We start from the raw sequence: 21,571 nt of genomic DNA, 5'->3' as shown, positions 1-21,571 counted from the left end.
AGCAAGTCCGCGCGCTAGCTGAGCGCCGCCGTCGGCCGCAGCACGCCAACCTTGGCGCCTATGCGGCTTTCGACTGCGGGATGGGCGAGTTGGGTGAGCCTTGCCGCTACCGCTTCATCGGCGCGCAACAGCTTTGCCAGAACCGCGGCGATCATCACCTCCGCCGCCCTGCCGGCGCCGTCATCGCATTTCAAGGCGATGCCGAGACCGAGCTCGGGCAATGCCGCGCAATAGACGCCTTCGGCGCCGGTCTTGACGAAGATGCGGCCGGGTGCTGCCTGCATCAGCGCGACATCGGCCTTGCCGGTGCCGGCGACGAGGAACGGCTCGGCCATGCAGGCCGAGAGCAGACGCTTCGCCGCCTTGGCGCGCTCGGGCGCAAAGCCCCTTCCCGTCGCCATGCGGGCAAAGCCCTGCGCGAAGCTCTTCAACGGCACGGCATAGGTCGGGATCGAGCAGCCGTCGATGCCGCTGTTGTCGACGCCGTGCGCCGCGCCGGTCACGGACTGCATGGCGCCGCGCACCATCTCTTGCAGTGCATGACCCGCCTTGACGTAGCCGCCATGCGCGATGCCCAAATGGACGCAGGTGCAAAGGAAGCCGGAATGCTTGCCTGAGCAATTGTTGTGAAGCGCGTTCGGCACGCCGCCGGCGCGGGCGAGCGCGATCTCGGCGGCATGGTTCGACGGCCAATGCGCGCCGCATTCCAGCGCGGTTTTGTCGAGACCGGCCTTGGCAAGCATCGCCGTTGCCAATTCGACATGGGCCGACTCGCCCGAATGCGAGGCGCAGRCCAACGCCAGTTCGCGGTTCCCGAAGCCATAGGCGTCGGCCGCGCCACTTTCGACCAGYGGCAAGGCCTGGATCGCTTTCACCGCGGAGCGCGGGAACACCGGGCGGTCGGTGTCGCCGATCTCCCAGACGGTCTTGCCGTCGGCGTCGAGGACGGAGATCGCGCCGCGGTGCCTGCTTTCGACCACCGCGCCGCGTGTGACTTCGACAACAACCGGATTTGTCATATTGCCTCCCGCACGCACCCAGAGGGCGCGCCTTAATGCGGGCCGCTTCTATCTGATCCGGTCGAGGATGGAAACGTAGTTGGCGACCGCCGCGCCGCCCATGTTGAAGATGCCGCCGAGCTTGGCGCCCGGCACCTGGATGCCGCCGGCCTCGCCGGTCAGTTGCATCGCGGTCAGCACATRCATCGACACACCGGTGGCGCCGATCGGGTGGCCCTTGGCCTTCAGACCGCCGGAGGGATTGACCGGCAGGCGACCGTCCTTGGCCGTCGTGCCGTCCAGCGCCAGCCTGGCGCCCTCGCCGGGCTTGGCCAGGCCCATCGCCTCATATTCGATCAATTCGGCGATGGTGAAGCAGTCATGCGTCTCGACGAAAGAGAGATCGTCCAGCGTGACGCCGGCCTTCTTCAGCGCCTGCTCCCAGGCGCGCTCGCAGCCCTCGAAGGCGAGGATGTCGCGCTTCGACATCGGCAGGAAGTCCTGCACGTGCTCGTTGGCGCGGAAGGTGACAGCGCGGCGCATCTTCAACGCCGTCGCGGTGTCGGTGAGCACAAGTGCCGCCGCGCCGTCCGAGACCAGCGAGCAATCCGTGCGCTTCAGCGGACCGGCCACGAACGGGTTCTTCTCGCTCTCCTGGCGGCAGAATTCATAGCCGAAATCCTTGCGCATCTGCGCATAGGGATTGTCGACGCCGTTTTTGTGGTTCTTGGCGGCGATCATGGCCAGCGCATCCGACTGGTCGCCATAGCGCTGGAAATAGGCCTGYGCGATCTTGCCGAAGACGCCGGCAAAGCCAGCCGGCGTGTCGCCATCTTCCGGCAAATAGGACGCCTTGAGCAGGTTCTTGCCGATCTCGGGACCTGGCGTGGTCGTCATCTGCTCGGCGCCGACCACCAGCACGATGCGGGCGGCGTTGGCATCGATGGCGCGGATACCCTGTCGTACGGCGGCCGAGCCCGTCGCGCAGGCGTTCTCGACGCGCGTCGCCGGCTTGAAGYGCAGCCGGTCGTCAGCCTGGAGTACCAGGCTCGCGGTGAAATCCTGCGGCGAGAAGCCGGCGTTGAAATGGCCAAGCACGATCTCGTCGACGTCATCCGGACCGATACCGGCATGGTCGAGCGCCTCGACGGCAACCTTGGTGATCAGGCCCTCCAGCGTCTCGCCTTCGAGCTTGCCGAAGCGCGAATGCGCCCAGCCGACGATGCATGCGGTCATGGCAACCTCCATTTGCGCCGCAGCCTAGCACGATCCTTCGCGGCACGTGATTCAATATTGTTCAATAGTGAACCGTTTTCCAGTCCATGCCATGGGCCAGAACGACAGGATCGGTTGATCCCGGTGTCGATTTTTTATTGATTGATGCGTCAATAAAAAATAATCTTGGCTCGAACCGGACCCCCCAAATGCCGAAAATCGGAATGGAGYCAGTGCGCCGCAAGGCGCTGATCGATGCGACGATCTCGGCGATCGGCGAGCGCGGATCGCTGGACGTGACGATGTCGGAGATCGCCGGCCGCGCCGGCGTATCGTCGGCGCTGGCGCATCACTATTTCGGGGCCAAGGATGAACTGCTGTTCGCGACGATGCGGCACATCCTGGCCGAGCTCAACACCGACACGAGGCGCGCGTTCAGCCTTGCCGCGACGCCGCGCCAGCGTGTCTCGGCCGTGGTCGCCGTCAGCTTTTCCGACGACCAGTTCCAGCCTCAGATCATCRCCGCCTGGCTCGCCTTCTATGTCGAGGCGCAGAAGTCGACCGAGCTGCGGCGGCTGCTGCGCATTTACGCGCGGCGGCTGCATTCGAACCTGATGAGCGGGTTGACCGGCATCCTGCCGCGGAGCGAGGCCGACCGTGTGGCGGAAGCGACCGCGGCGCTGATCGACGGGCTCTATATCCGCCGCGCGCTGAAGGACGGCACCCCCAACGCGCAGAGCGCCATCGCGCTCGTCGAAGACTATCTCGAAACCAAGCTCAACGGACGGAGCCTGCCTTGACCACCCGGCGACCCAATTTCCTGATCGTCATGGTCGATCAGCTCAACGGCACGCTCTTCCCCGACGGTCCCGCAGAGTTCCTGCATGCGCCGCATCTGAAGGCGCTAGCGGCGCGCTCGGCGCGCTTCGCCAACAACTACACAGCATCGCCGCTCTGCGCCCCTGGCCGCGCCTCGTTCATGAGCGGCCAACTGCCTTCGCGCACCCAAGTCTATGACAACGCCGCCGAATTCGCCTCCTCGATACCGACCTACGCGCACCATCTGCGCAGCGCCGGTTATCACACGGTGCTTTCCGGCAAGATGCATTTCGTCGRCCCCGACCAGTTGCACGGCTTCGAGGAGCGACTGACGACCGACRTCTATCCTGCCGATTTCGGCTGGACGCCCGACTACCGCAAGCCGGGCGAGCGCATCGACTGGTGGTACCACAATCTGGGTTCGGTGACCGGCGCCGGCATCGCCGAAATCACCAACCAGATGGAATATGACGACGAGGTCGCCTTCCACGCGGCGCAGAAGCTCTATGAGTTCGCGCGCGTGTCGGATGACGCGGAGCGGCGCCCCTGGTGCCTCACCGTCTCCTTCACCCATCCGCACGACCCCTATGTCGCTCGGCGCAAATACTGGGATCTTTATGAAGACTGCCCGGCGTTGGAGCCGGAGGTGGGCTTCATCCCCTATGACAGCCAGGATCCRCATTCGAAGCGGCTCTACAAGGCGTCCGATTACGACAGTTTCGACATCACGCCGGAGCAGATCCGCCGCTCGCGGCGCGGCTATTTCGCCAACATCTCCTATCTCGACGACAAGCTCGGCGAGTTGCTGTCGGTGCTGGAGCGCACCCGCATGGCCGACGACACGATCGTGCTGTTCTGCTCCGACCATGGCGACATGCTGGGCGAGCGCGGCCTGTGGTTCAAGATGTGCTTCTACGAGGGCTCGGCGCGGGTGCCCCTGATGATGGCCGGCAAGGGCATCGAGGCGGGGCTGATCGGGGCGCCCGTCTCCAATCTCGATGTGGYGCCGACGCTCTGCGACCTCGCCGGCATCGACATGAGCGCGATCGCGCCATGGACTGACRGCCAGTCGCTGCTGCCGCTTGCCCACGGCAAGGAGCGCTCGGCGCCGGTGCTGATGGAATATGCGGCCGAAGGCTCCTACGCGCCGATGGTGGYGATCCGCGAGGGCAAATACAAATTTGTCCATTGCGAGCTCGATCCGCCGCAGCTCTTCGACCTCGACGCCGATCCGCGCGAGCTCGACAATCTCGCCACCAATCCGGCTCACGCCGACCTGGTCTCGGCCTTCATGGAAAAGGTCCGCGCGCGCTGGAACATGGCGAGCTTCGACGCCGCCGTACGTGAAAGCCAGGCGCGCCGCTGGGTCGTCTACCCGGCGCTGCGCAACGGCGCTTACTATCCGTGGGAGTTCCAGCCGCTGCAGAAGGCGTCGGAACGCTACATGCGCAATCACATGAACCTCGACAATCTCGAAGAGAGCAAACGGTATCCGAGAGGCGAATGATGACAGACATTCTCGTCCCTACCCTCGACCACCTGAAGCAAGCCTATGCCGTCACCTCGGCGGCCACGCAGGTGACGCCGCTCCTGGAGTCGGCGGCTTTGACCAAGGAGACCGRCGCCGCGCGCGTCTTCGTCAAGCCGGAGTCGCTGCAATGGGCCGGCTCTTTCAAGGTGCGCGGTGCCTATTGGCGGCTGAAGCGGCTTACGCCGGACCAAGCGAAAAAGGGCGTGGTGGCCTATTCCTCCGGCAATTTCGCGCAAGGGTTGGCGGCCGCAGGCCAGGCGCTCGGCATTCCCGTCACCATCGTCATGCCGATCGACGCGCCCGCCGCCAAGCGTGACGCGACGGCCGGTTATGGCGCGCGCGTGGTGCTGACGGATCATGGCGACCGCGCGCGCGAGGAAGTTGCGGCTGCAAAGGCGCGGGAGATCGCCGAAACCGAGCATCTTACGCTGCTCCACCCCTTCGACGATCCGGAGATCGTTGCCGGCCAGGCCGGCGCGGGGCTTGAGGCGCTCGAACAGCTCGCGGCGAAGAAAGCACATGCCGACCTGGTGTTCTGCTCGGTCGGCGGCGGCGGGCTGATCGGCGGCGTTTCGCTCGCCTTCCACTATCTGTCGCCGAAGACTGAAATCATTGCCGTCGAGCCGGAGGGTTTCAACGGCATGGGCTCTTCGCTGGCGCATGGCGCTATCGAGACCATGCCGATCGGACCGAAATCGATCTGCGACGGGCTGATGGCGCGCAAGCCTGGCGATGCGCCCTTCGCGGCAGTGAGTGCCGCAGGCGTGCGCGGCGTCACCGTCGACGACGCCTCGGTGCGGCGGGCGATGAAGATCGCCTTCGAGCGGATGAAGCTGGTGCTGGAGCCTTCGGGTGCCGCATCGCTTGCGGCGCTGCTCGGCGGCAAGGTGGATGTGGCGGGCAAAACCGTCCTTGTGATTGCAACCGGCGGCAATGTCTCGCTCGCCGATTTTATGGCGCATATGAACAATGCTTGAAGCGGATTTCGTCATCATCGGCTCCGGCTCCGCCGGCTCGGCCATGGCCTATCGCCTGTCGGAAGACGGCAAGCACTCGGTGATCGTCATCGAGTTCGGCGGCACCGATATGGGGCCGTTGATCCAGATGCCGTCGGCGCTGTCGATCCCGCTCAACATGAGTCTCTACGACTGGGGTTTCGCCAGCGAGCCCGAGCCGCATCTCGGCGGGCGCGTGCTCGCCACGCCGCGCGGCAAGGTGATCGGCGGCTCCTCCTCGATCAACGGCATGGTCTATGTGCGCGGGCATGCGCATGACTTCGACCACTGGGCCGAACAGGGCGCCGCCGGCTGGGCCTTCGCCGACGTGCTCCCCTATTTCAAGCGCATGGAGGATTCCGACGGCGGCGAGGACGGCTGGCGGGGCAAAGGCGGCCCGCTGCATGTGCAGCGCGGCACGCGGAAAAATCCGCTCTACGGCGCCTTCGTCGAGGCCGGTCGCCAGGCCGGTTTCGAGCTCACCGACGACTATAACGGCGCGAAGCAGGAAGGCTTCGGGCCTATGGAGCAGACCATTCTTGGCGGCCGCCGCTGGTCGGCGGCGAACGCTTATCTGAAGCCGGCCCTCAAACGCAAAAATGTGAATCTGGTCAAGGGCTTTGCCCGCCGCGTGGTGATCGAGAATCAACGCGCCGTCGGCGTCGAGATCGAAGCTAACAAAAAGATTCAGGTCGTTAAGGCGCGGCGTGAAGTGATCGTCGCGGCATCGTCGATCAACTCGCCGAAGATCCTGATGCTGTCCGGCATCGGCCCAGGCGCGCATCTGCAGGAGAACGGCATAAAGGTTATCGCCGACCGGCCAGGCGTCGGCGCCAATCTGCAGGACCATCTGGAACTTTATATCCAGCAGGAATCCACCAGGCCGATCACGCTGAACTCGGTGCTCAATCCTTTCTCCAAGGCGCTGATCGGCGCGCAGTGGCTGTTCTTCAAGAGCGGCCTCGGCGCGACCAATCATTTCGAGGCGGCGGCCTTCGTGCGCTCTCAAGCCGGCGTCGACTACCCCGATATCCAGTACCACTTTATCCCGGCGGCGGTGCGCTATGACGGCAAGTCGGCGGCGAAGTCGCATGGCTTCCAGGCGCATGTCGGGCCGATGCGCTCGAAGTCGCGCGGCTCGGTGACGCTGCGCTCTCCCGACCCAAAGACGAAGCCGGTGATCCGTTTCAACTACATGTCGCATCCGGACGACTGGAGCGAGTTCCGCCACTGCATCCGCCTGACGCGCGAGATCTTTGGCCAGAAGGCCTTCGACGGCTTCCGCGGCAAGGAGATCTCGCCGGGCAGCCATGTGCAGACCGACGACGAGCTCGACGCCTTCATCCGCGACCATGCCGAGAGCGCCTATCATCCCTGCGGGACCTGCAGGATGGGCCGCGCCGACGATCCAACCGCCGTYGTCGATCCGGAATGCCGGGTGATCGGCGTCGAGGGCCTGCGCGTCGCCGATTCCTCGATCTTCCCTCGGGTGACCAACGGCAATCTCAACGCGCCTTCGATCATGACCGGCGAGAAGGCTTCCGACCACATTCTCGGCCGCACGCCGCTGGCGCCGTCCAACCAGGAACCCTGGATCAATCCGCGCTGGCAGGTGTCGGACAGATAGCGCATGATCCGGTGGGCGCCCTCCCCGCCCGGCGATTTACGARCGGAGAAGATCATGCGCGCCCAGCCCACGGCATCGCACTACGTCAACGGCCGCTACATCGAGGATGAAGGCGGCGCGCCGCTGCCGGTGATCTATCCGGCGACGGGCGAGACTATCGCCACGCTGCATTCGGCGACGTCGAATGTGCTGGAACTCGCTATCGAGGCGGCACGAGCCGCGCAGCCGGCCTGGGCGCGGCTGAAGCCGGTCGAGCGCGGCCGCATCCTGCGTCGCGCCGCCGACATTCTGCGCGCCCGCAACGCCGACCTCGCCCGCATCGAGACGCTCGATACCGGTAAGGCGATTCAGGAGACGCTGGTGGCGGATGCGCCTTCGGCCGCCGACTGCCTGGAATATTTCGCCGGAGCGGTCGCCGCCTTCAATGGCGAGATGATCGATCTCGGCGGGCCCTTCGCCTACACAAGGCGCGAGCCGCTCGGCGTCTGTGTCGGCATTGGTGCCTGGAACTATCCGATCCAGATCGCCGGCTGGAAGTCTGCGCCGGCCTTGGCCATGGRCAATGCCATGGTGTTCAAGCCGTCGGAGAACACGCCGCTGTCGGCGCTGGCGCTGGCCGAGATCTACTCGGAGGCCGGCCTGCCCGACGGGCTGTTCAACGTGGTGCAGGGCTATGGCGATGTCGGCGCCGGCCTTGTCGGCCATGATGTCGTCGCCAAGGTCTCGGTCACTGGCTCGGTGCCGACCGGCCGCAAGGTGCTGTCGCTTGCCGGCTCGAAGATGAAGCACGCGACGATGGAGCTCGGCGGCAAGTCGCCGCTGATCGTCTTCGACGACGCCGATCTCGAGAACGCCATCGGCGGCGCCATGCTCGGCAATTTCTACTCGACCGGTCAGGTCTGTTCCAACGGCACGCGCGTCTTCGTGCAAAAGGGCCTGCATGACCGGTTCGTCGAGCGGCTGGTCGAGCGCACCAAGAAGATCCGTATCGGGGATCCGCTCGATCCGGACACGCAGATGGGGCCACTGGTCAACAGGCTTCAGCAGGAGAAGGTCGTCTCCTACATCGCCGCCGGCAAGCAGGATGGAGCCACGCTCGCCTGCGGCGGCAACGTGCCGTCGCTGCAGGGTTTCGAGGGCGGCTTCTTCATCGAGCCGACGGTGTTCACCGGCGTGACGGACGGCATGCGGATCGCGCGCGAAGAGATTTTCGGGCCGGTGATGAGCGTCTTGAAATTCGACAGCGAGGACGAGGTGATCGAGCGCGCCAACGACACCGAGTTCGGGCTGGCCGCCGGCGTGTTCACGCGCGACCTGCCGCGCGCGCATCGGGTGATCGCCGAATTGCAGGCCGGCACCTGCTGGATCAACGCCTACAATCTCACGCCGGTGGAAATGCCCTTCGGCGGCGTCAAGCAATCCGGCATCGGCCGCGAGAACTCGCTCGCGGCGCTGGCGCATTACTCCCAGCTCAAGGCGGTCTATGTCGAGACGGGCGACGTGGCGGCACCTTATTGAACCGATTCCGGTCTCGCATTCTTAGGAAGGGCCGCCATCACCTTCTCGATGACTTCCTCATCCGCGTCCAGGTCCGAAATCAAGACGCTCACATTCGACCTGAGCCCGCTCGTGACCGCCCCGCCAAGCCGGAACAATCCGCTCCTGACATACACAGGTTGGGTAAGTTTCAGATGAGCGATAACTGAAACCCTAGCCGATTGAAATCTTACGCGGTCGACGTTGCTCCAAGGCATCGGTTCATCCAGCTGACGCCTATCCCACAACGTTTCCTTGGTGAGAATGAGCAGAGGGCGTGAACTTGCCGCGTCCAATGCCGCCCTTACTAACGTTCCGACGAATAGAACGCAGAGAAAAAGGCACCCGAATAGCCCTGCGACCCAACCTATTCGGTCGAGTGAATTTCCTGCGTCCCAGTTTTGGGTAGCGGCGGAGTAGAACTTCAMTGAAGAAAACAGTGCCCACATCGCCGCTAAGCCGAAGATGGGAAAATACCAGGGAAACCGGCAGCTGGCCTCTATGGGGAGCCTGATTCTTTTTGGCGGAATGCCCTGCGTCTTCCAAAGCGATGTATCGCCTGGAATCTCTATAAAATCGCTGGAGTCAGCCTCTTCCAATCCCTCATCACCTCTCCGCCGTCCCGTCCAGATACTGCGTCAGCGCATAGACCAGATGATAGAAGATGCTGGCCGGCACCTCGGTTGCCAGTGAGCGGCCGCGTTCGTCGATGCGGTCGATCCACAGGCCGAGCGGCGCCGGGTCTATGTGCCAGCGGAACAGGCGGCCGACGCGCGCCTCGATCTCGGGCTTGAGGTCCGGCCCGCCCGTGCCATCCAGCGCGATCGCCGCCTTGATCGCCTCGGCCTGCGGCCAGCTGCGCGAGACCGTGTCGAGCGGCAGGCCCTGGCGAGAGACGGCGCCATAGGCGAGGCCGGTGGCGCGGTTGAGGCCGTTGGCAACGGCCGAGGCATAGAGCTTGCGGGCGAAGGCGGTAAGTTCGCCCTGGCCGCTGCGGGCGGCGAAATCGACGAGCAGCGAGGCCCATTCGAAATGATGGCCCGGCTCGGTCCAGCTCCGCTTCTCGCCCGCTACCGGCTTCCAGCCCTCGTCGAAATATTCGCCCAGCGTCCAGCTTTCGGCATCGAAGAAATGGCTGCGGAAGAGGTCGATGATGCGCGCCGCGCGGCGCAGATAGGCGCGCYCGCCCGTCGCCTTGTGCCAGGCGAGGAAAGCCTCGAGCAGATGCATATGCKGGTTGGAACGCCGTTCTTCCGCCCCGTCGGAGGTTTCCAGGAAGCCGGTCATGCGGGCGTCTTCCAGATGCGCATCGAGGAAGGCGAACGTCTCCTCGCCGAGCCGCAAGGCGTCGGGATGGCCCGACATATGCGCATGCGCCAGCGCCAGAAGCACGCAGGAATGATCGTAGGCGTCCTCGACGGGATCGGCGACCGAGCCATCGATGTTGAGCGTGCGCACCCAGCCGCCGCGCTTCGTGCGGCCCTGCCCTGCCATGAAGTCGATGCCATGCGCGATCAGCCGGTCCGCCGGGCCGTCCCAGCCGCGCTCCTTGGCCACCGCGAAGGCATAGACCTGACGCGCCTGCGTGCGCATGCGCTTGAGCTTCATCAGCGGCGAAGCATCGAAGCCCAGCGCCTCGTGAAAGCCGCCATGGCGTTCGTCGACGCCGACCGTCGACCACAGCGGCAGCGTCTCCTCGAACAGCCAGTGGCGCACGCGACGCCGCCAGGCGCCGCTCTCGATGACGCGGTCATGCGCGGGCGTGAACCGCGTCTCCAGCCGGCCGGATTTCTCCAACTGCTCGACGACCTTCTTGACGTGCTGGCTGTGGCTGACCGGGGCGACGAAGGTGGCGTCGGCGGTGGAGACGATGGCCACGTCCTTCATGCCGATGGCCGACAGCAGACGGCCGTCGCCGCGTATGTAGGAGTTCTCGCAATCGATGGCGACGACGTCGCCGATGATGACATTGCCTTGTTCATCGGACGGGCCGACATCGAGCAGCGACTGCCAGGAGCCGAGGTCATTCCAACGGAAGCCGGCCGGCACCATGGCGATGTCCTTGGCCCGCTCCATGATGGCGTAATCGATCGAGGTCGATGGGATCGCGGAATAAAGCTCGAGCGGCATATAGAGGCCGGACAGATCGATGGTCGCAGCCTTGTAGGCGGCCTCCGTCGCCTGCCAGATTTTCGGTTCATGGGCCGCGAAGGCGTCGCGCATGGCGCCGGCGCGAAACAGGAAGATGCCCGTGTTCCAGTAGAAGCTGCCGGCGTCGAGATAGGCCTGCGCAGTGGCGAGATCCGGCTTCTCGACGAAGCGAGAGACGTCGAAGACGCCGCCCTTGTCGGTCCCGACCTCGATATAGCCATAGCCCGTCTCGGGCTGGGTCGGCTTGAGGCCGAACACCACCAGACGGCCGGCATTTGCCGCCGCCGCGCCGGCCTCGATGCTTTGCCAGAACTGGTCAGGCGTCGAAATCTCATGATCGGACGGCACCACCAGCACAAGCTCGTCGCCATATTCGGAGAGCGTGCGCAGGCTGGCCAGCGCCACCGCGGCCGCCGTGTTGCGCCCCGTCGGCTCGAACAGCGGCCCGCCGCCGGCAAGATCGACGCCGGCAAGGTCGGCATGGACGYGCTCGGCGTGACGCTCCGCGGCGATCAGGAAAATCGGCGTCTCGCCTTGCGGCCGCGCCGCCAGCCGCCGCAGGGTTTTTGCCAGCATCGAGCCGTCGCCGGAAAAATCGTGGAACTGCTTGGGGTTGTCCTCGCGCGACAGCGGCCACAGCCGCGAGCCGACGCCGCCGCTCATGACAAAACTGACGATGCGCTGGCTCATGAACGACCTTGTCAAAAAGTCCGGCTCCGATGCCCTGGACTTACGACAAAAGCCTTTAAGCCCACCTTTACCCGGCAGCCAAATCCTATGCCATTCGGCCAAGCTTCGCGAAAGAAAGGAAATGCGACAGAAGTGCTGTCATTGACGCTTGCAGGATCGGAAAGTGGCAGCTATAAGCCCGCGGTCTGGTCACGGAGTGTAGCGCAGTCTGGTAGCGCACCTCGTTCGGGACGAGGGGGTCGCAGGTTCAAATCCTGCCACTCCGACCAGAAAAACAATTGATTAGCGGTATTGCAGTCCGCTAACTTCTGTCTCCGCAGAAGAATAGAACAGGACCTGAACCTCTCGGTCCAGCTTGCTCGCGCRCATATCCCGCAATGGAGCCAGCCTCATCGCAAACGACCCTTTCGCCCCGCTTCGCCAACGCTTCCTCGCCAGGTGCGTCGATCAGCTCGCCGAGCTGAAGGCCATCGCGCATCAGGCTGCTCCCCTTCCCGGCAACGACTCGCTCATCCGGCTCGCCCACTCGCTCGCCGGCGCGGCCGGCACGTTCGGCTTCACGGATATCAGCGCGCGGGCTTCGGCGCTGGAGACGCTGCTTATCGAGCAGGCGGATGGCGCGAGCGTGCGCGCGGCGCTCGATGGCTTGATCGCGGAGATTGAGCGCACGCTGGCGTGACTCTTTGTTCTTTTGCAATTCCGGACGGAAGGTTATGGCGAAGGCGCCGAACCCAACCGTTGCACATTTTTCCTGGAATTGCCCCGGCCTGATGCCGCCGGCCGCGCCTATTTCTTGGCGGCGCCGAGGCCGGTCCGGGTCATCTCGCCCCAGCCTTGGTTGCCGCGCAGGAATTGCCACCAACCTTTCACGCGCCAGAAATTGTTGAGCTGGCGGTAGCCGAAATTCTCGATCACGGCGGCGACCGTCAGCACGGCGAGGTCGCTGGCGCGGGGGAAGCGCTGCAGCTCGGCCTCTTCCAGGATCAGCGAGCAGACGCTGACGCAGACGCCATAGGTGAAGATGAGAGCGGTGAAAGCCAAGAGATATTCGGCCGAGAGGATTCCGAGCAGCCAGAAGGCCGGGATCAGGACGTAGCCCAGCACCTCCGCCACCGGCCCCAGCACGTCGACGATCAGGATGTGGCCAAAGCCGAGGAAGCCGACGCGGCCATAGCGCGGGTTGAACAGCATCGAACGGTAGCGGAAGAAGCATTCGAGCGCGCCGCGCTGCCAGCGCGAGCGCTGGCGGGCGAGCACGCTCAGCGTTTCCGGCGCCTCGGTCCARCACACCGGCTCAGGGATGAACTGGATGCGGTATTTGCGCTTTTTATCGCGCATATGGCGGTGCAGCTTGATGACGAGGTCGAGGTCCTCGCCCATCGAACCCTTGGTGAAGCCGCCAACCGCCACCACTTCCGCGCGGCGGAACATGCCGAAGGCGCCGGACACCAGCATCAGCGTGTTGATGCTGCTCCAGGCCAGCCGCGCCATGAGGAAGGCGCGCAGATATTCGACCACCTGGAACAAAGGCAGCAGGCGGCGCGGCAGATGGATTTCGCGCACCCTGCCCGCCTCGATGCTCGAGCCATTGGCGATGCGGATCGTGCCGCCCACGGCAATGGTGCGCTCGGGGTCGTCGATGAAAGGCTGGGCGGCGCGCATCAGCGCATCGGGCTCAAGGATGGAGTCGCCATYGATGACGCAAAAGAGCGGCGCGCGGCAGACATTGATGCCGGCATTCTGGGCATCGGCCTTGCCGCCATTTTCCTTGTCGACCACGAACAGCCGCTCGGTCATGGGCGAGGAATAGAGGCCACGGATCGGCTGGTGCGCGAGCGCCTCCTCGTAGGGCCGGTGGAACTTCACGAGCTTGAAAGCCTTGATGAGCCGCTGCAAGGTGTCGTCCTTCGAGCCGTCATTGATGACGACCACCTCGAAATTCGGATATTCGAGCGCGAGCATCGAATGCACGCTCTCGACCACGTTCAGCGCCTCGTTATAGGCCGGCACCAGCAGGGCGATCGGTGGCGCGACGTCGCCATAGCGCTGCCACAGCAGCGCCGAGCGCGCCACCGGCGGGCGCTTCGACAGCGCATAGCCGGCGAAGACGAGCTGCAGGAGGTAGACGGTCGTCTGCGCCAGCCCAGCCCCGATGATGAACCAGGACAGGATGGTGGCGGCAAGAACGACCTCGTGGCTCCAGTCGGCGATCATGCGGCAGGCCCCTCGGCAAGGATGAGCGAAGCGGTGCGCTGGCTGCGCGAAACCTCACTGGCGGCGATCTCGCGCAGCAGCAATTCTCCTGGATGGCCGAAGGACCGCAGCGCGTTGGCGGCGGCGTAGCGCACGGTCCAGACCTCGTCGTCCAAGAGCCTGGAGAGCGGCGCGGCGAGTTCGGGCAATCCGAGGCGCCCCGCGGATTCGGCGGCGGCGGCGCGCACGTCCCAGTCGTCGTTGGCCATGGCGCGCTTCAGGATGGCCGGCGCCTGGCCGTGACCAGTCAGGCCCAGCGCCCGCAACGCGGCGGCGACAACCTCGGGCGCGGCATCGCCGGTCAGGCCGGCGAAGAAATCGGCAAAGCCGAAGCCGCCGGCATGGGCAAGCGCGTCGATCGCGGCCGCCCTGACAAAGGGCGAGGCGTCCGCACGCGACGCGTGGACCGCAAGCTCGTTGAAGCGCGAACGCGGAAAGCGCCGGAACAGCTCGATCAGCCGGCGCGAGCGCTGCCCCGCCACGCCGATGAAGTCCAGCGCTGTGCCGARCAGGGGCAGGCTGCCCAGATCGCAGAGCGCGATGGCCGCCGCGATCCTGACTTCGCGCGCGCGGTCCTGGGCGAGTGCTGCTAGCAGGTTTGCCGAGGCATCGTCCGAACCCAGCGATGCCAGCATCTCGGCGGCGTGGATGCGCTCAGCGATGTTGCCTTTGCGCAGCTGCCTGGCGACACGCGCCGGCAGGCCGCATTCGTTGAAGGCGACCAGCACGTCGTCCCTCTCCTCGCCGCGCAGCAGCGCAATGAACTCGAAGYCGRCATCGATCGCCACGCCTGCCGGCACGCCAAGCACCGTCGCCTTCAAGGCCTCGCGATCGCGGCTTTCGGTAAAGGCGATCAGCGCCGTCAGCACTTGGCGCCGCTGGTCAGCCGCCGCCCTGCCCCGGCGTTCCTGCARCACACGGCGCGCGATCAGGAGCAGCATGATCGCCAGCGACAGTGCGCTCAGCAATATCGAGAGGTCCCAGATATACCACATGGTCAGAACCGCGCCGTCAGGCCGAGGCCGAATATGTTGCGGTCGAAGGCCGGGCGTTCTTCGTGCGCGATGCTGGCGCGCAGCGTCAGCGGGTCRCTGACGTCGAAGGAAATGCCGCCGAACACGGTGCGCGTCGGCACCAGCGCGCCGTCRTCGATCTCGGGCGCGTCGGCATAACCGGCGAAGACGTTGAAGCGTGGYGTCACCGCGAGGTCGGCGCGGAGCACATAGCCGTCGGCGCGCGTGCCGATGTYGTCCTGCGCATGCACCCAGCGGGCGGAGAGGCCCAGGCGGCCGTCGAGGACGTAGCCCTGGATCCAAGGCTGGATGCTGGTGACGCTGGTGTCGGCGAAGTCGTCGTAGCGGGCATCGATGTTGAGCGAGAGCGGGCCGAACGCCTTTGCCGGCGCCACGACCTGCCAGGACGCGCCCGCGCCGATCGAATAGCGGGCCAGGAAGTCGGCATCCGGCGTCACTRCCGCGAGCGCATAGGCGGAGAAGACCGGCGTGAACGCCCGGTCGATGCGGCCCTCCATCTGGAAGTCGGTGCGGCCGAAACGGGTCGCCAGCCTGGTGTGGCCGGAGATCGTCGTGCGCGGCGAGAGCCGATAGGCAAGACCCGCCGAGCTGTCGGTCCAATCGCCCAGACCATTGGTGAGATCGCTCACCTCGCTGCCGAGGTCGAGCCGCCATTTGCGCGGCGGCGGCACGGAGAGCCTCTGCTCGATGTCGGCTGAGCCCGGCTCGATGGCAAGCGCCTGATGATAGGCCTGCCGCGCGGCCTCGTCGTCGCCCTCGGCCCGGCGCACGTCGCCGATCCCCACCAGCGCCTCGGCATTCCGCGGCTCGAGCGCCAGCACGCGCTGGAACGAACCCTCGGCCCGCGCATGGTCACCCTCCAGCAGCGCGACCTTGCCGTCGAGGTCGAGCGCCTCGACATTGTCCGGCGCGCTGGCCAGCGCGCCGTCGATCAGGGCGCGGGCACGAGCGGTGTTCCCCTGCCAGATCGCCAAGCGCACCTTGCCCAGACGCGCATCGAGAAGGCCGGGCTTGATCGCCAGTGCCCGGTCGAAGAACTGCCCGGCTTGGTCGAAGCGCTGGCTGGAGCCCACGACAAGGCCAAGCGCGACCAGGATGTCGGTGTCCTTCGGCGCCAGCCCGAGGGCGCGGCGATAGACCTTTTCCGCCTCGGGCAGCCTRCCTGCCTGGCGCAGGCGCCTGCCCTCTTTCATCAAGCCAGAAACGGGATCGGGCCGCCGATGCGGCGGTTTCTTCGCCRCCGCCGGAGCCGCGGCAGCCGGTTTCGGCTTGCTGCCGGCCGCCTGTTTCGCCGCGCGGATGTTTTCGACCAGCTTTGCTACGTCGGCATTGCCGGGGTCGGCGTTGGCGACGGTTTCGGCGAGCGGCAGTGCTGCGTCCAGGTTGCCGGACCGGAACTCGACCTCGGCCATGCCGAAGGAGGCGTCCCGATAGGTCGGCGCGATGGACAGCGCCCTGGAAAAGGCGTCGCGCGCCGCTTGAAGGTCGTTGCGGCCGAGCTCGGCGAAGCCTAGCTGAACCAGCGCGTCGGCATTATCGGGCTTGAGCGCCAGCGCGCGCTTGAGCAGGTCGGCGGCCTCGTCGAAATGCTGCGCTTGYCTCGCCTTGACGGCCGAAGCGTAGAGATCGTCCACCGTCTGCGCCAACGACGCGGACGGAGCGGCGGCAACGGCCAGGATCAGGCATGCGGCAAAGCTCAAGCGCCGGCCGCGCCGCATCAGCGCTTCCCGCTCTTGCGCGCGATGAGACGCGCCAGCCGGGCCAGAAGCTCCTCGGGAATGAACGGCTTCACCAGATAGTCRTCGGCGCCCTTGTCCAGGGCCGAGACAATGTCCCTTTGGCCCTTGCGGGCCGTCAGCATCACCACCGGCGTCTCAGACAAGGCCGGGTCGCCCTTGATGCGCGCCAGCACTTCAAGGCCGTCGGCTTTAGGCATCATCGCGTCGAGCACGACCACATCGGGGGCGTCCTGCCGCGCCTTCTCCAGCGCCTCCGCCCCGTCGACCGCTTTGACGACATCRTATCCCTTCGCCCTCAACCTGAATTCCATCAGCTCGAGCAGCAACGGGTCATCATCGCAGATCAGAATTCTTGCCTTTGCTCCATCCACCAGTCCTGCTCCGGTTCCGTCGCCCCCCGGAGTAACCAACCATGAACCGCGCCCCTGAAACCAGGTGCGCACAGTCACCCGAGCCGACCAATTGCTGCTCAATCATAGACAGGCTGATTCGCGGCGGCCGCATTTCGATGCAATCAGTAGATGAATATCGGCRCATGGTATAGGAGGCGTAAACACCAGACGGAGCTTGCCGGCAAGCTTCTCGGCGCTGTCTCCGACTAGTTCGCCGGGCCACCGCCGCGCGAGGCAAGCAGCTTCCTCACTTCACCGRCAAGCGCCAGCGGATCGAAGGGTTTGGCAATGACGCCCACCGCGCCCATGTTCAGATAGCGTTCGACCTCATGGGTCTGGGTGCGCGCCGTGATGAACACCACGGGTATCGATGCCGTCGGCGGCGACGCGGCCAGGCGCTTCAGCGTTTCCGGTCCGTCCATGTCCGGCATCATCACGTCGAGCAGGATGAGATCGGGTCGCCATGTCGCCGCATCGACCAGCGCCGCGGCGCCTGAAGCGCAGGACCRCACCTCGAATTCCGGCTCAAGCTCCAGCGACATCTGGGCAATTTCGCGGATATCGTCCTCGTCGTCCACATAAAGGATTCTTGCCGGCATAAGGGTTACTCCTTGGCTTGCGCGGTGGCCTCGGCGCCCTCGCGGGCCGAAGCCAACATGTTCCTGACCAGCTTCGCGACGTCGATCTCCGACGCCTTGGTCTTGGTCATGATCGCCTGGACCCGATCGCCCAGCTTGTCGTCCAGCTCCGCCGCTGAAAACACGATAACCCCTGTTTCGAGCGGCAGATCGGCAAGCAGGTCCAACCCCGATCCGTCGGGGAGCGCGATATCCAGGATGACCAGATCGAAGCGATGGTTCGCGATTGCCTGCTGCGCGTCCTTCAGCGTTTTCGCCGAGATAATCGAGACACCCGAACCCAAACCCTCCGACATCACCGCAAGCACGCCCTCGTCGTCCTCGACATGTAGGATCTTCGGCTTCARCTCGACCCTGCGGCCGACGATCTTTGCCAAAGCGGCGTGAAGACGCTTCGGATCCACAGGCTTCTCCAGCCAGTCGACGATGCCGACGGCGGTGCCGTTCAGCGAGCGTCTGGCTTCGTCGGCGACGGCGGAGATGACGATGACCGCAATGTCGGAATTGACCTTCGACGCCCTGATATCATGGAAGAGCTTGATGCCGGATTCCCMCGCCAGCTTGATGTCGAGCGTCAGCGCCACGTAATCGCGGGAGTTGAGCAGCGCCTTGGCGGTGTCGATGTCGGGGGCGACGTCGCTTGAGAAGCCTTCCGCTTCGAGAAGCGCTGCGATCACCGCGGCGACATCGGGCTCGTCCTCGCAAATCAGGACACGCAGGCGGCGATCGCGCTTCTTCGACCGGCGCTCGACAAGGACCGGTTTCGCCTCTTGCCTCTGCGCTTCGGCAAGGTCGACGTGAAACGACGTTCCCTTGCCTTCCTCCGTTTCGAAGGAAACAGCGCCGCCCAGCTTTTCGACGATGGTCTTGACGATRCTCAAGCCTAGACCGGTTCCTCCCTTCCTGCGGGTGCTTGACGCGTCGGCCTGCTCGAACTTGCCGAATATGCGGCTGCGGAACGCTTYGGGAATGCCGGCGCCCTGATCGATCACGGAGACGCGCAGCATGTCGCGATCGCGGCGCTGCAGCTTCACCATCACGGTGCCGCCGTGATCGGAGAACTTGATCGCATTGGACAGGAGGTTCGCCATCACCTGGTGCAGGCGGTCAGGGTCGATATTGGCCTCCGCGCGCGGCGCATCGTCGACGAGGACGATGCGTATCCTGCTCTCGGCCATGTAATTGGAGCTGGCGGCGATGGCCTGCTCCAGGACCGGACGCAGGRGCATCTGCTTGATCTTGAAGCTGATGACGCCCGATTCGATCTTCTCCATGTCGAGGATGTCGTTGATGAGAAGGACCAGCCTCTCGCTGTTGTTGTGGGCGATGTTGACGAGATTGGCGGCCTTGGGCGGCAATTCGCCCGCGACGCCCGCCGCGATCAGCCCGAGCGAGCCGCGAATGGATGTCAACGGCGTGCGCAGTTCGTGGCTGACGGTCGAGATGAAGTCGTTCTTGAGCTGCGCGTTTTTCTTTTGYTCGGTGATGTCGCGGTTGTAGGTGATGACRCCGACGACCTTGCCGGTCTCGTCGCGAAAGGGCGCCTTCAAGGTGTAGAGCCAGCCCTGGCTGCCGTCCGGGAAAAGCGCGGGCTGGTCGATGCGCAGTGTCTGCCCCGTTTCCAGTGGACCTAATTCATCCTGCCTGAAGCGCTCGGCGACATCCTTCGGATAGAAATCAAAATCCGYCTTGCCGATAAGGTCCTCCGGTGAGGCTGCGCGCATCATTTCGGCGGTGRCCGGGTTTGCAACGACGAAGCGGCYGGCGGCATCCTTCACGTTGAGGCAATCCGGCAGCTCGCGAACCATGGCACGGTAGATCATGTTGGACATGGTGAGATCGCGACGCCGCTGCTGCCGATCGAGCAACACGCCGATGATGAAGGTGCCGATGAACCGGAACACCACGGACGGGAGCGTGCTCTGCTGAAGGAAGCCTGCGAGGACCTGCTGGGGAATGACCACAAGCGTGATCAGCCCGGCAAGCGCGACCGTCACGCCGAGGCCGAGTATGTCGAGCATGGTACGCGAGCGGACCGCGACGACATGGTGCCAAGCCAGCCCAGCGACGGCCGTGATCAGGATGCTCATGATGCCCACACTCGTGCCCTGCCCGCCAAGATAGGCGCGATAGGCAATGGAGCCGGCGGTCGCGACGAACATTGCCGGCCATCCGCCGAAGAAGGCGGCCGCGYCAATGAAGGCGGCCCGCAGATCGACGACGAAGCCCRAGACGGACAAGGCCGTCGCCATGGAGATGACCGAGCCAGCGCACATGACCATGCCGAGTAACAGCGACTGTATCAGCCGTGGAAGACGTCCGGTAAAATCAGCCAAARGGTCCCAAGCGACGACCAGGATGGAGACCAGGGCAAGATTAGCGAGGAGTGATCGCCAGATTTCGGTCATGACYTTCCTGCTCCTTTTCTCCGATGAATATAGGCAAAACCTATCCGAGGTCTAAAGAGCCAGATCGCAGCTGTCCGCGTCGCGCCCTAAGGAATGCTCCCGCAGCTATCGCTTCCGCCACGAATTTCTGAACATCGGCACCGGCGGCGACGAACCCGTTGCGGATGGCCCGAAGGGTCGGTAAGGGCTGTGCGCGCGGCATGGAGGCGAGAGAAATCGTGCGAAGTGATCCAACCGATATAGGACTGGGCTTTGCCATCCTGGCTCACCGCCAACTCGGTCACACCGAGCGGCTGATCCGGGCGATCTCGCGGCCACAGGACAGGATCGTCGTCCATCTCGATACGAGGGTTGGCGCTCCGGCAATTGCCAGCTTTCAGACCCGACTTTCCGACCTGCCGAACGTAGACGTGTTCAGCATGGTGKCCTGCCGGTGGGGAGGCTACTCTATCGTCGAGGCGACCCTCCAGGCCCTGCGACGCCTGCTCGATCACCCATTCCTGTATGGTTCGCTGCTAAGCGGCGCCGACTACCCCGTGCGAAGCATCGACGACTTCGCGACATATCTTCACCAGAACCATCCTCAAGAATACGTCCTGGTCACGCATGAAGGACTGCCAGGCGAAACACCGGACAATCTCAGCAACAGGTTCTCCTGCTATTGGCCATATGAACGGCTGGTATCGTCCCDCCGCAAACGCCTGTCGAGCATCCGCCTGCAAGGCGCGCTGGGCATTGACCGAAAGCTCCCGGCCGGTCTGCTGCCCACATTCGGTTCGCAGTGGTTCACGCTCACCCGCAAAGCGATCGAGACAGTTGTGCAAGGAATGCTCGACCCCGAGATCAAGCGGTTCTTTGCGTGGACGGCAATCCCCGACGAGATGGAGCCCCATATGCTTTTGCGCAACAGCAAATACTGGGGCAACCGCGCGACCGACAATCTGCGCTACACCGCGACGGACGAGAATGGYCGCTTTCCCAAGCTCCTGACCCGCACCGATCTTCCGGATATCCTCAAGTCCGGAGCGTTCTTCTGCCGCAAGATCGAGCACGGGGAAGATGCCGGACTCTGTGATCAACTGGACGACCTTCGGGCGCGCAGCAGAGGATTCGAGGCTGCCAATTGAGACAAGATGGCCCTAGGCGGCTATGCTGGGCCTCGCGCCGTCACCGCGTCGACCGAGGAGCAAGAATGAAATTCATGYCGATGACAGCCTTGCCGCTCATGTTGACCGCCATTCTGCCGCTCGCCGCAGGCTGCTCGTCGACCACCGCGTCGATCAGCCCGGCGAAATACGACAAGATGGACTGCCCCGAGCTCAACAATGCGGTCGGCGACACCGCCACCGATATTTCACGCACCGCAATCGCCCGCGGCAAGGTCGCCAATACCTCCGTGCCAACGTGGTTGCTTGGCGGCGAGCGCGTGAAGACGGCGGTCGCCAACCGCGAAACCGCCCGGATCGACAGGCTGCAGCAACAGCAGCAGGTGATCGTCGCGACGCGAAAGCAAAGGTGCCCCTCCGCGCAGTGAGGCGAGCCGGA

The 21,571-nt window shown here is 64.7% G+C and carries 17 protein-coding genes and 1 tRNA gene; 9 read left to right on the top strand and 9 right to left on the bottom strand.

The window, feature by feature from the left end:
- Nucleotides 1–14: 14 nt before the first annotated feature.
- A complete protein-coding gene (locus tag LCM4576_RS27530; RefSeq protein ID WP_071035596.1) occupies nt 15–1,019 on the bottom strand; it encodes an asparaginase in 1,005 nt (334 codons plus the stop codon).
- 48 nt (nt 1,020–1,067) lie between these two features.
- Nucleotides 1,068–2,234, bottom strand: a complete 1,167-nt coding sequence (locus LCM4576_RS27525; RefSeq protein ID WP_071035903.1) for an acetyl-CoA acetyltransferase — start codon at nt 2,232–2,234, stop codon at nt 1,068–1,070.
- A 188-nt stretch (nt 2,235–2,422) separates the two neighbouring features.
- Here LCM4576_RS27525 and betI point away from each other — a divergent pair, with 188 nt between their 5' ends.
- From betI to betB, 5 genes are read left to right on the top strand one after another with little or no spacing between them, the layout of a single operon-like run.
- On the top strand, nt 2,423–3,013 hold the full coding sequence (gene betI, locus LCM4576_RS27520; protein WP_071035595.1) for a choline-responsive transcriptional repressor BetI: 591 nt from the start codon (nt 2,423–2,425) through the stop codon (nt 3,011–3,013).
- Nucleotides 3,010–4,539 (top strand): choline-sulfatase, encoded by a 1,530-nt coding sequence (betC, locus tag LCM4576_RS27515; protein ID WP_071035594.1) that lies wholly within the window; start codon nt 3,010–3,012, stop codon nt 4,537–4,539. Before betI ends, betC begins: the two co-directional genes overlap by 4 nt.
- Nucleotides 4,539–5,540: a threonine/serine dehydratase gene (locus LCM4576_RS27510; RefSeq protein WP_116398036.1), complete on the top strand. Its 1,002-nt coding sequence runs from the start codon at nt 4,539–4,541 to the stop codon at nt 5,538–5,540. Before betC ends, LCM4576_RS27510 begins: the two co-directional genes overlap by 1 nt.
- A complete protein-coding gene (betA, locus tag LCM4576_RS27505) occupies nt 5,533–7,185 on the top strand; it encodes a choline dehydrogenase (RefSeq protein ID WP_071035592.1) in 1,653 nt (550 codons plus the stop codon). Before LCM4576_RS27510 ends, betA begins: the two co-directional genes overlap by 8 nt.
- Before the next feature lie 54 nt (nt 7,186–7,239).
- Nucleotides 7,240–8,703 (top strand): betaine-aldehyde dehydrogenase, encoded by a 1,464-nt coding sequence (gene betB / locus LCM4576_RS27500; protein ID WP_071035591.1) that lies wholly within the window; start codon nt 7,240–7,242, stop codon nt 8,701–8,703.
- Between the two features lie 624 nt (nt 8,704–9,327).
- Here betB and LCM4576_RS27490 read toward each other — a convergent pair.
- A complete protein-coding gene (locus LCM4576_RS27490) occupies nt 9,328–11,562 on the bottom strand; it encodes a mannose-1-phosphate guanylyltransferase/mannose-6-phosphate isomerase (RefSeq protein ID WP_071035589.1) in 2,235 nt (744 codons plus the stop codon).
- A gap of 192 nt (nt 11,563–11,754) precedes the next feature.
- Between LCM4576_RS27490 and LCM4576_RS27485 the strand changes: the two genes are divergently transcribed.
- Nucleotides 11,755–11,831 (top strand) — tRNA-Pro (locus LCM4576_RS27485).
- 86 nt (nt 11,832–11,917) lie between these two features.
- Entirely contained in the window at nt 11,918–12,241 is a 324-nt protein-coding gene (locus tag LCM4576_RS27480; RefSeq protein WP_071035588.1) for an Hpt domain-containing protein, read from the top strand.
- A 107-nt stretch (nt 12,242–12,348) separates the two neighbouring features.
- Here the strand turns inward: LCM4576_RS27480 and LCM4576_RS27475 are convergent, their stop codons facing one another.
- From LCM4576_RS27475 to LCM4576_RS27450, 6 genes are all read right to left on the bottom strand, one after another.
- On the bottom strand, nt 12,349–13,776 hold the full coding sequence (locus LCM4576_RS27475) for a glycosyltransferase family 2 protein (protein ID WP_071035587.1): 1,428 nt from the start codon (nt 13,774–13,776) through the stop codon (nt 12,349–12,351).
- A complete protein-coding gene (locus LCM4576_RS27470) occupies nt 13,773–14,810 on the bottom strand; it encodes a HEAT repeat domain-containing protein (RefSeq protein WP_071035586.1) in 1,038 nt (345 codons plus the stop codon). The genes LCM4576_RS27475 and LCM4576_RS27470 overlap by 4 nt, the downstream gene beginning before the upstream one ends.
- Before the next feature lie 2 nt (nt 14,811–14,812).
- Complete coding sequence (locus tag LCM4576_RS27465) at nt 14,813–16,567, bottom strand: YaiO family outer membrane beta-barrel protein (protein WP_071035585.1); 1,755 nt, start codon at nt 16,565–16,567, stop codon at nt 14,813–14,815.
- Nucleotides 16,567–16,959, bottom strand: coding sequence for a response regulator transcription factor (locus LCM4576_RS27460; protein ID WP_071035584.1), 393 nt, complete (start codon nt 16,957–16,959; stop codon nt 16,567–16,569). The genes LCM4576_RS27465 and LCM4576_RS27460 overlap by 1 nt, the downstream gene beginning before the upstream one ends.
- Nucleotides 16,960–17,186: 227 nt before the next feature.
- On the bottom strand, nt 17,187–17,579 hold the full coding sequence (locus LCM4576_RS27455; RefSeq protein ID WP_071035583.1) for a response regulator: 393 nt from the start codon (nt 17,577–17,579) through the stop codon (nt 17,187–17,189).
- Nucleotides 17,580–17,584: 5 nt separating this feature from the next.
- Entirely contained in the window at nt 17,585–20,026 is a 2,442-nt protein-coding gene (locus LCM4576_RS27450; protein ID WP_071035582.1) for an ATP-binding protein, read from the bottom strand.
- Between the two features lie 164 nt (nt 20,027–20,190).
- On the opposite strand from LCM4576_RS27450, the gene LCM4576_RS27445 reads away from it, so the two are divergent.
- A complete protein-coding gene (locus tag LCM4576_RS27445) occupies nt 20,191–21,153 on the top strand; it encodes a beta-1,6-N-acetylglucosaminyltransferase (RefSeq protein WP_071035581.1) in 963 nt (320 codons plus the stop codon).
- 65 nt (nt 21,154–21,218) lie between these two features.
- Nucleotides 21,219–21,560: a hypothetical protein gene (locus tag LCM4576_RS27440; protein ID WP_083361546.1), complete on the top strand. Its 342-nt coding sequence runs from the start codon at nt 21,219–21,221 to the stop codon at nt 21,558–21,560.
- Nucleotides 21,561–21,571 lie beyond the last annotated feature (11 nt).

Origin of the sequence: Mesorhizobium sp. LCM 4576, from assembly GCF_001854815.1 — a bacterium.
GTDB classification, from domain to species: Bacteria; Pseudomonadota; Alphaproteobacteria; order Rhizobiales; family Rhizobiaceae; genus Mesorhizobium; species Mesorhizobium plurifarium.
The sequence above is the reverse complement of the archived record's forward strand: the minus strand, read 5'-3'. Positions and strand labels throughout refer to the sequence as shown.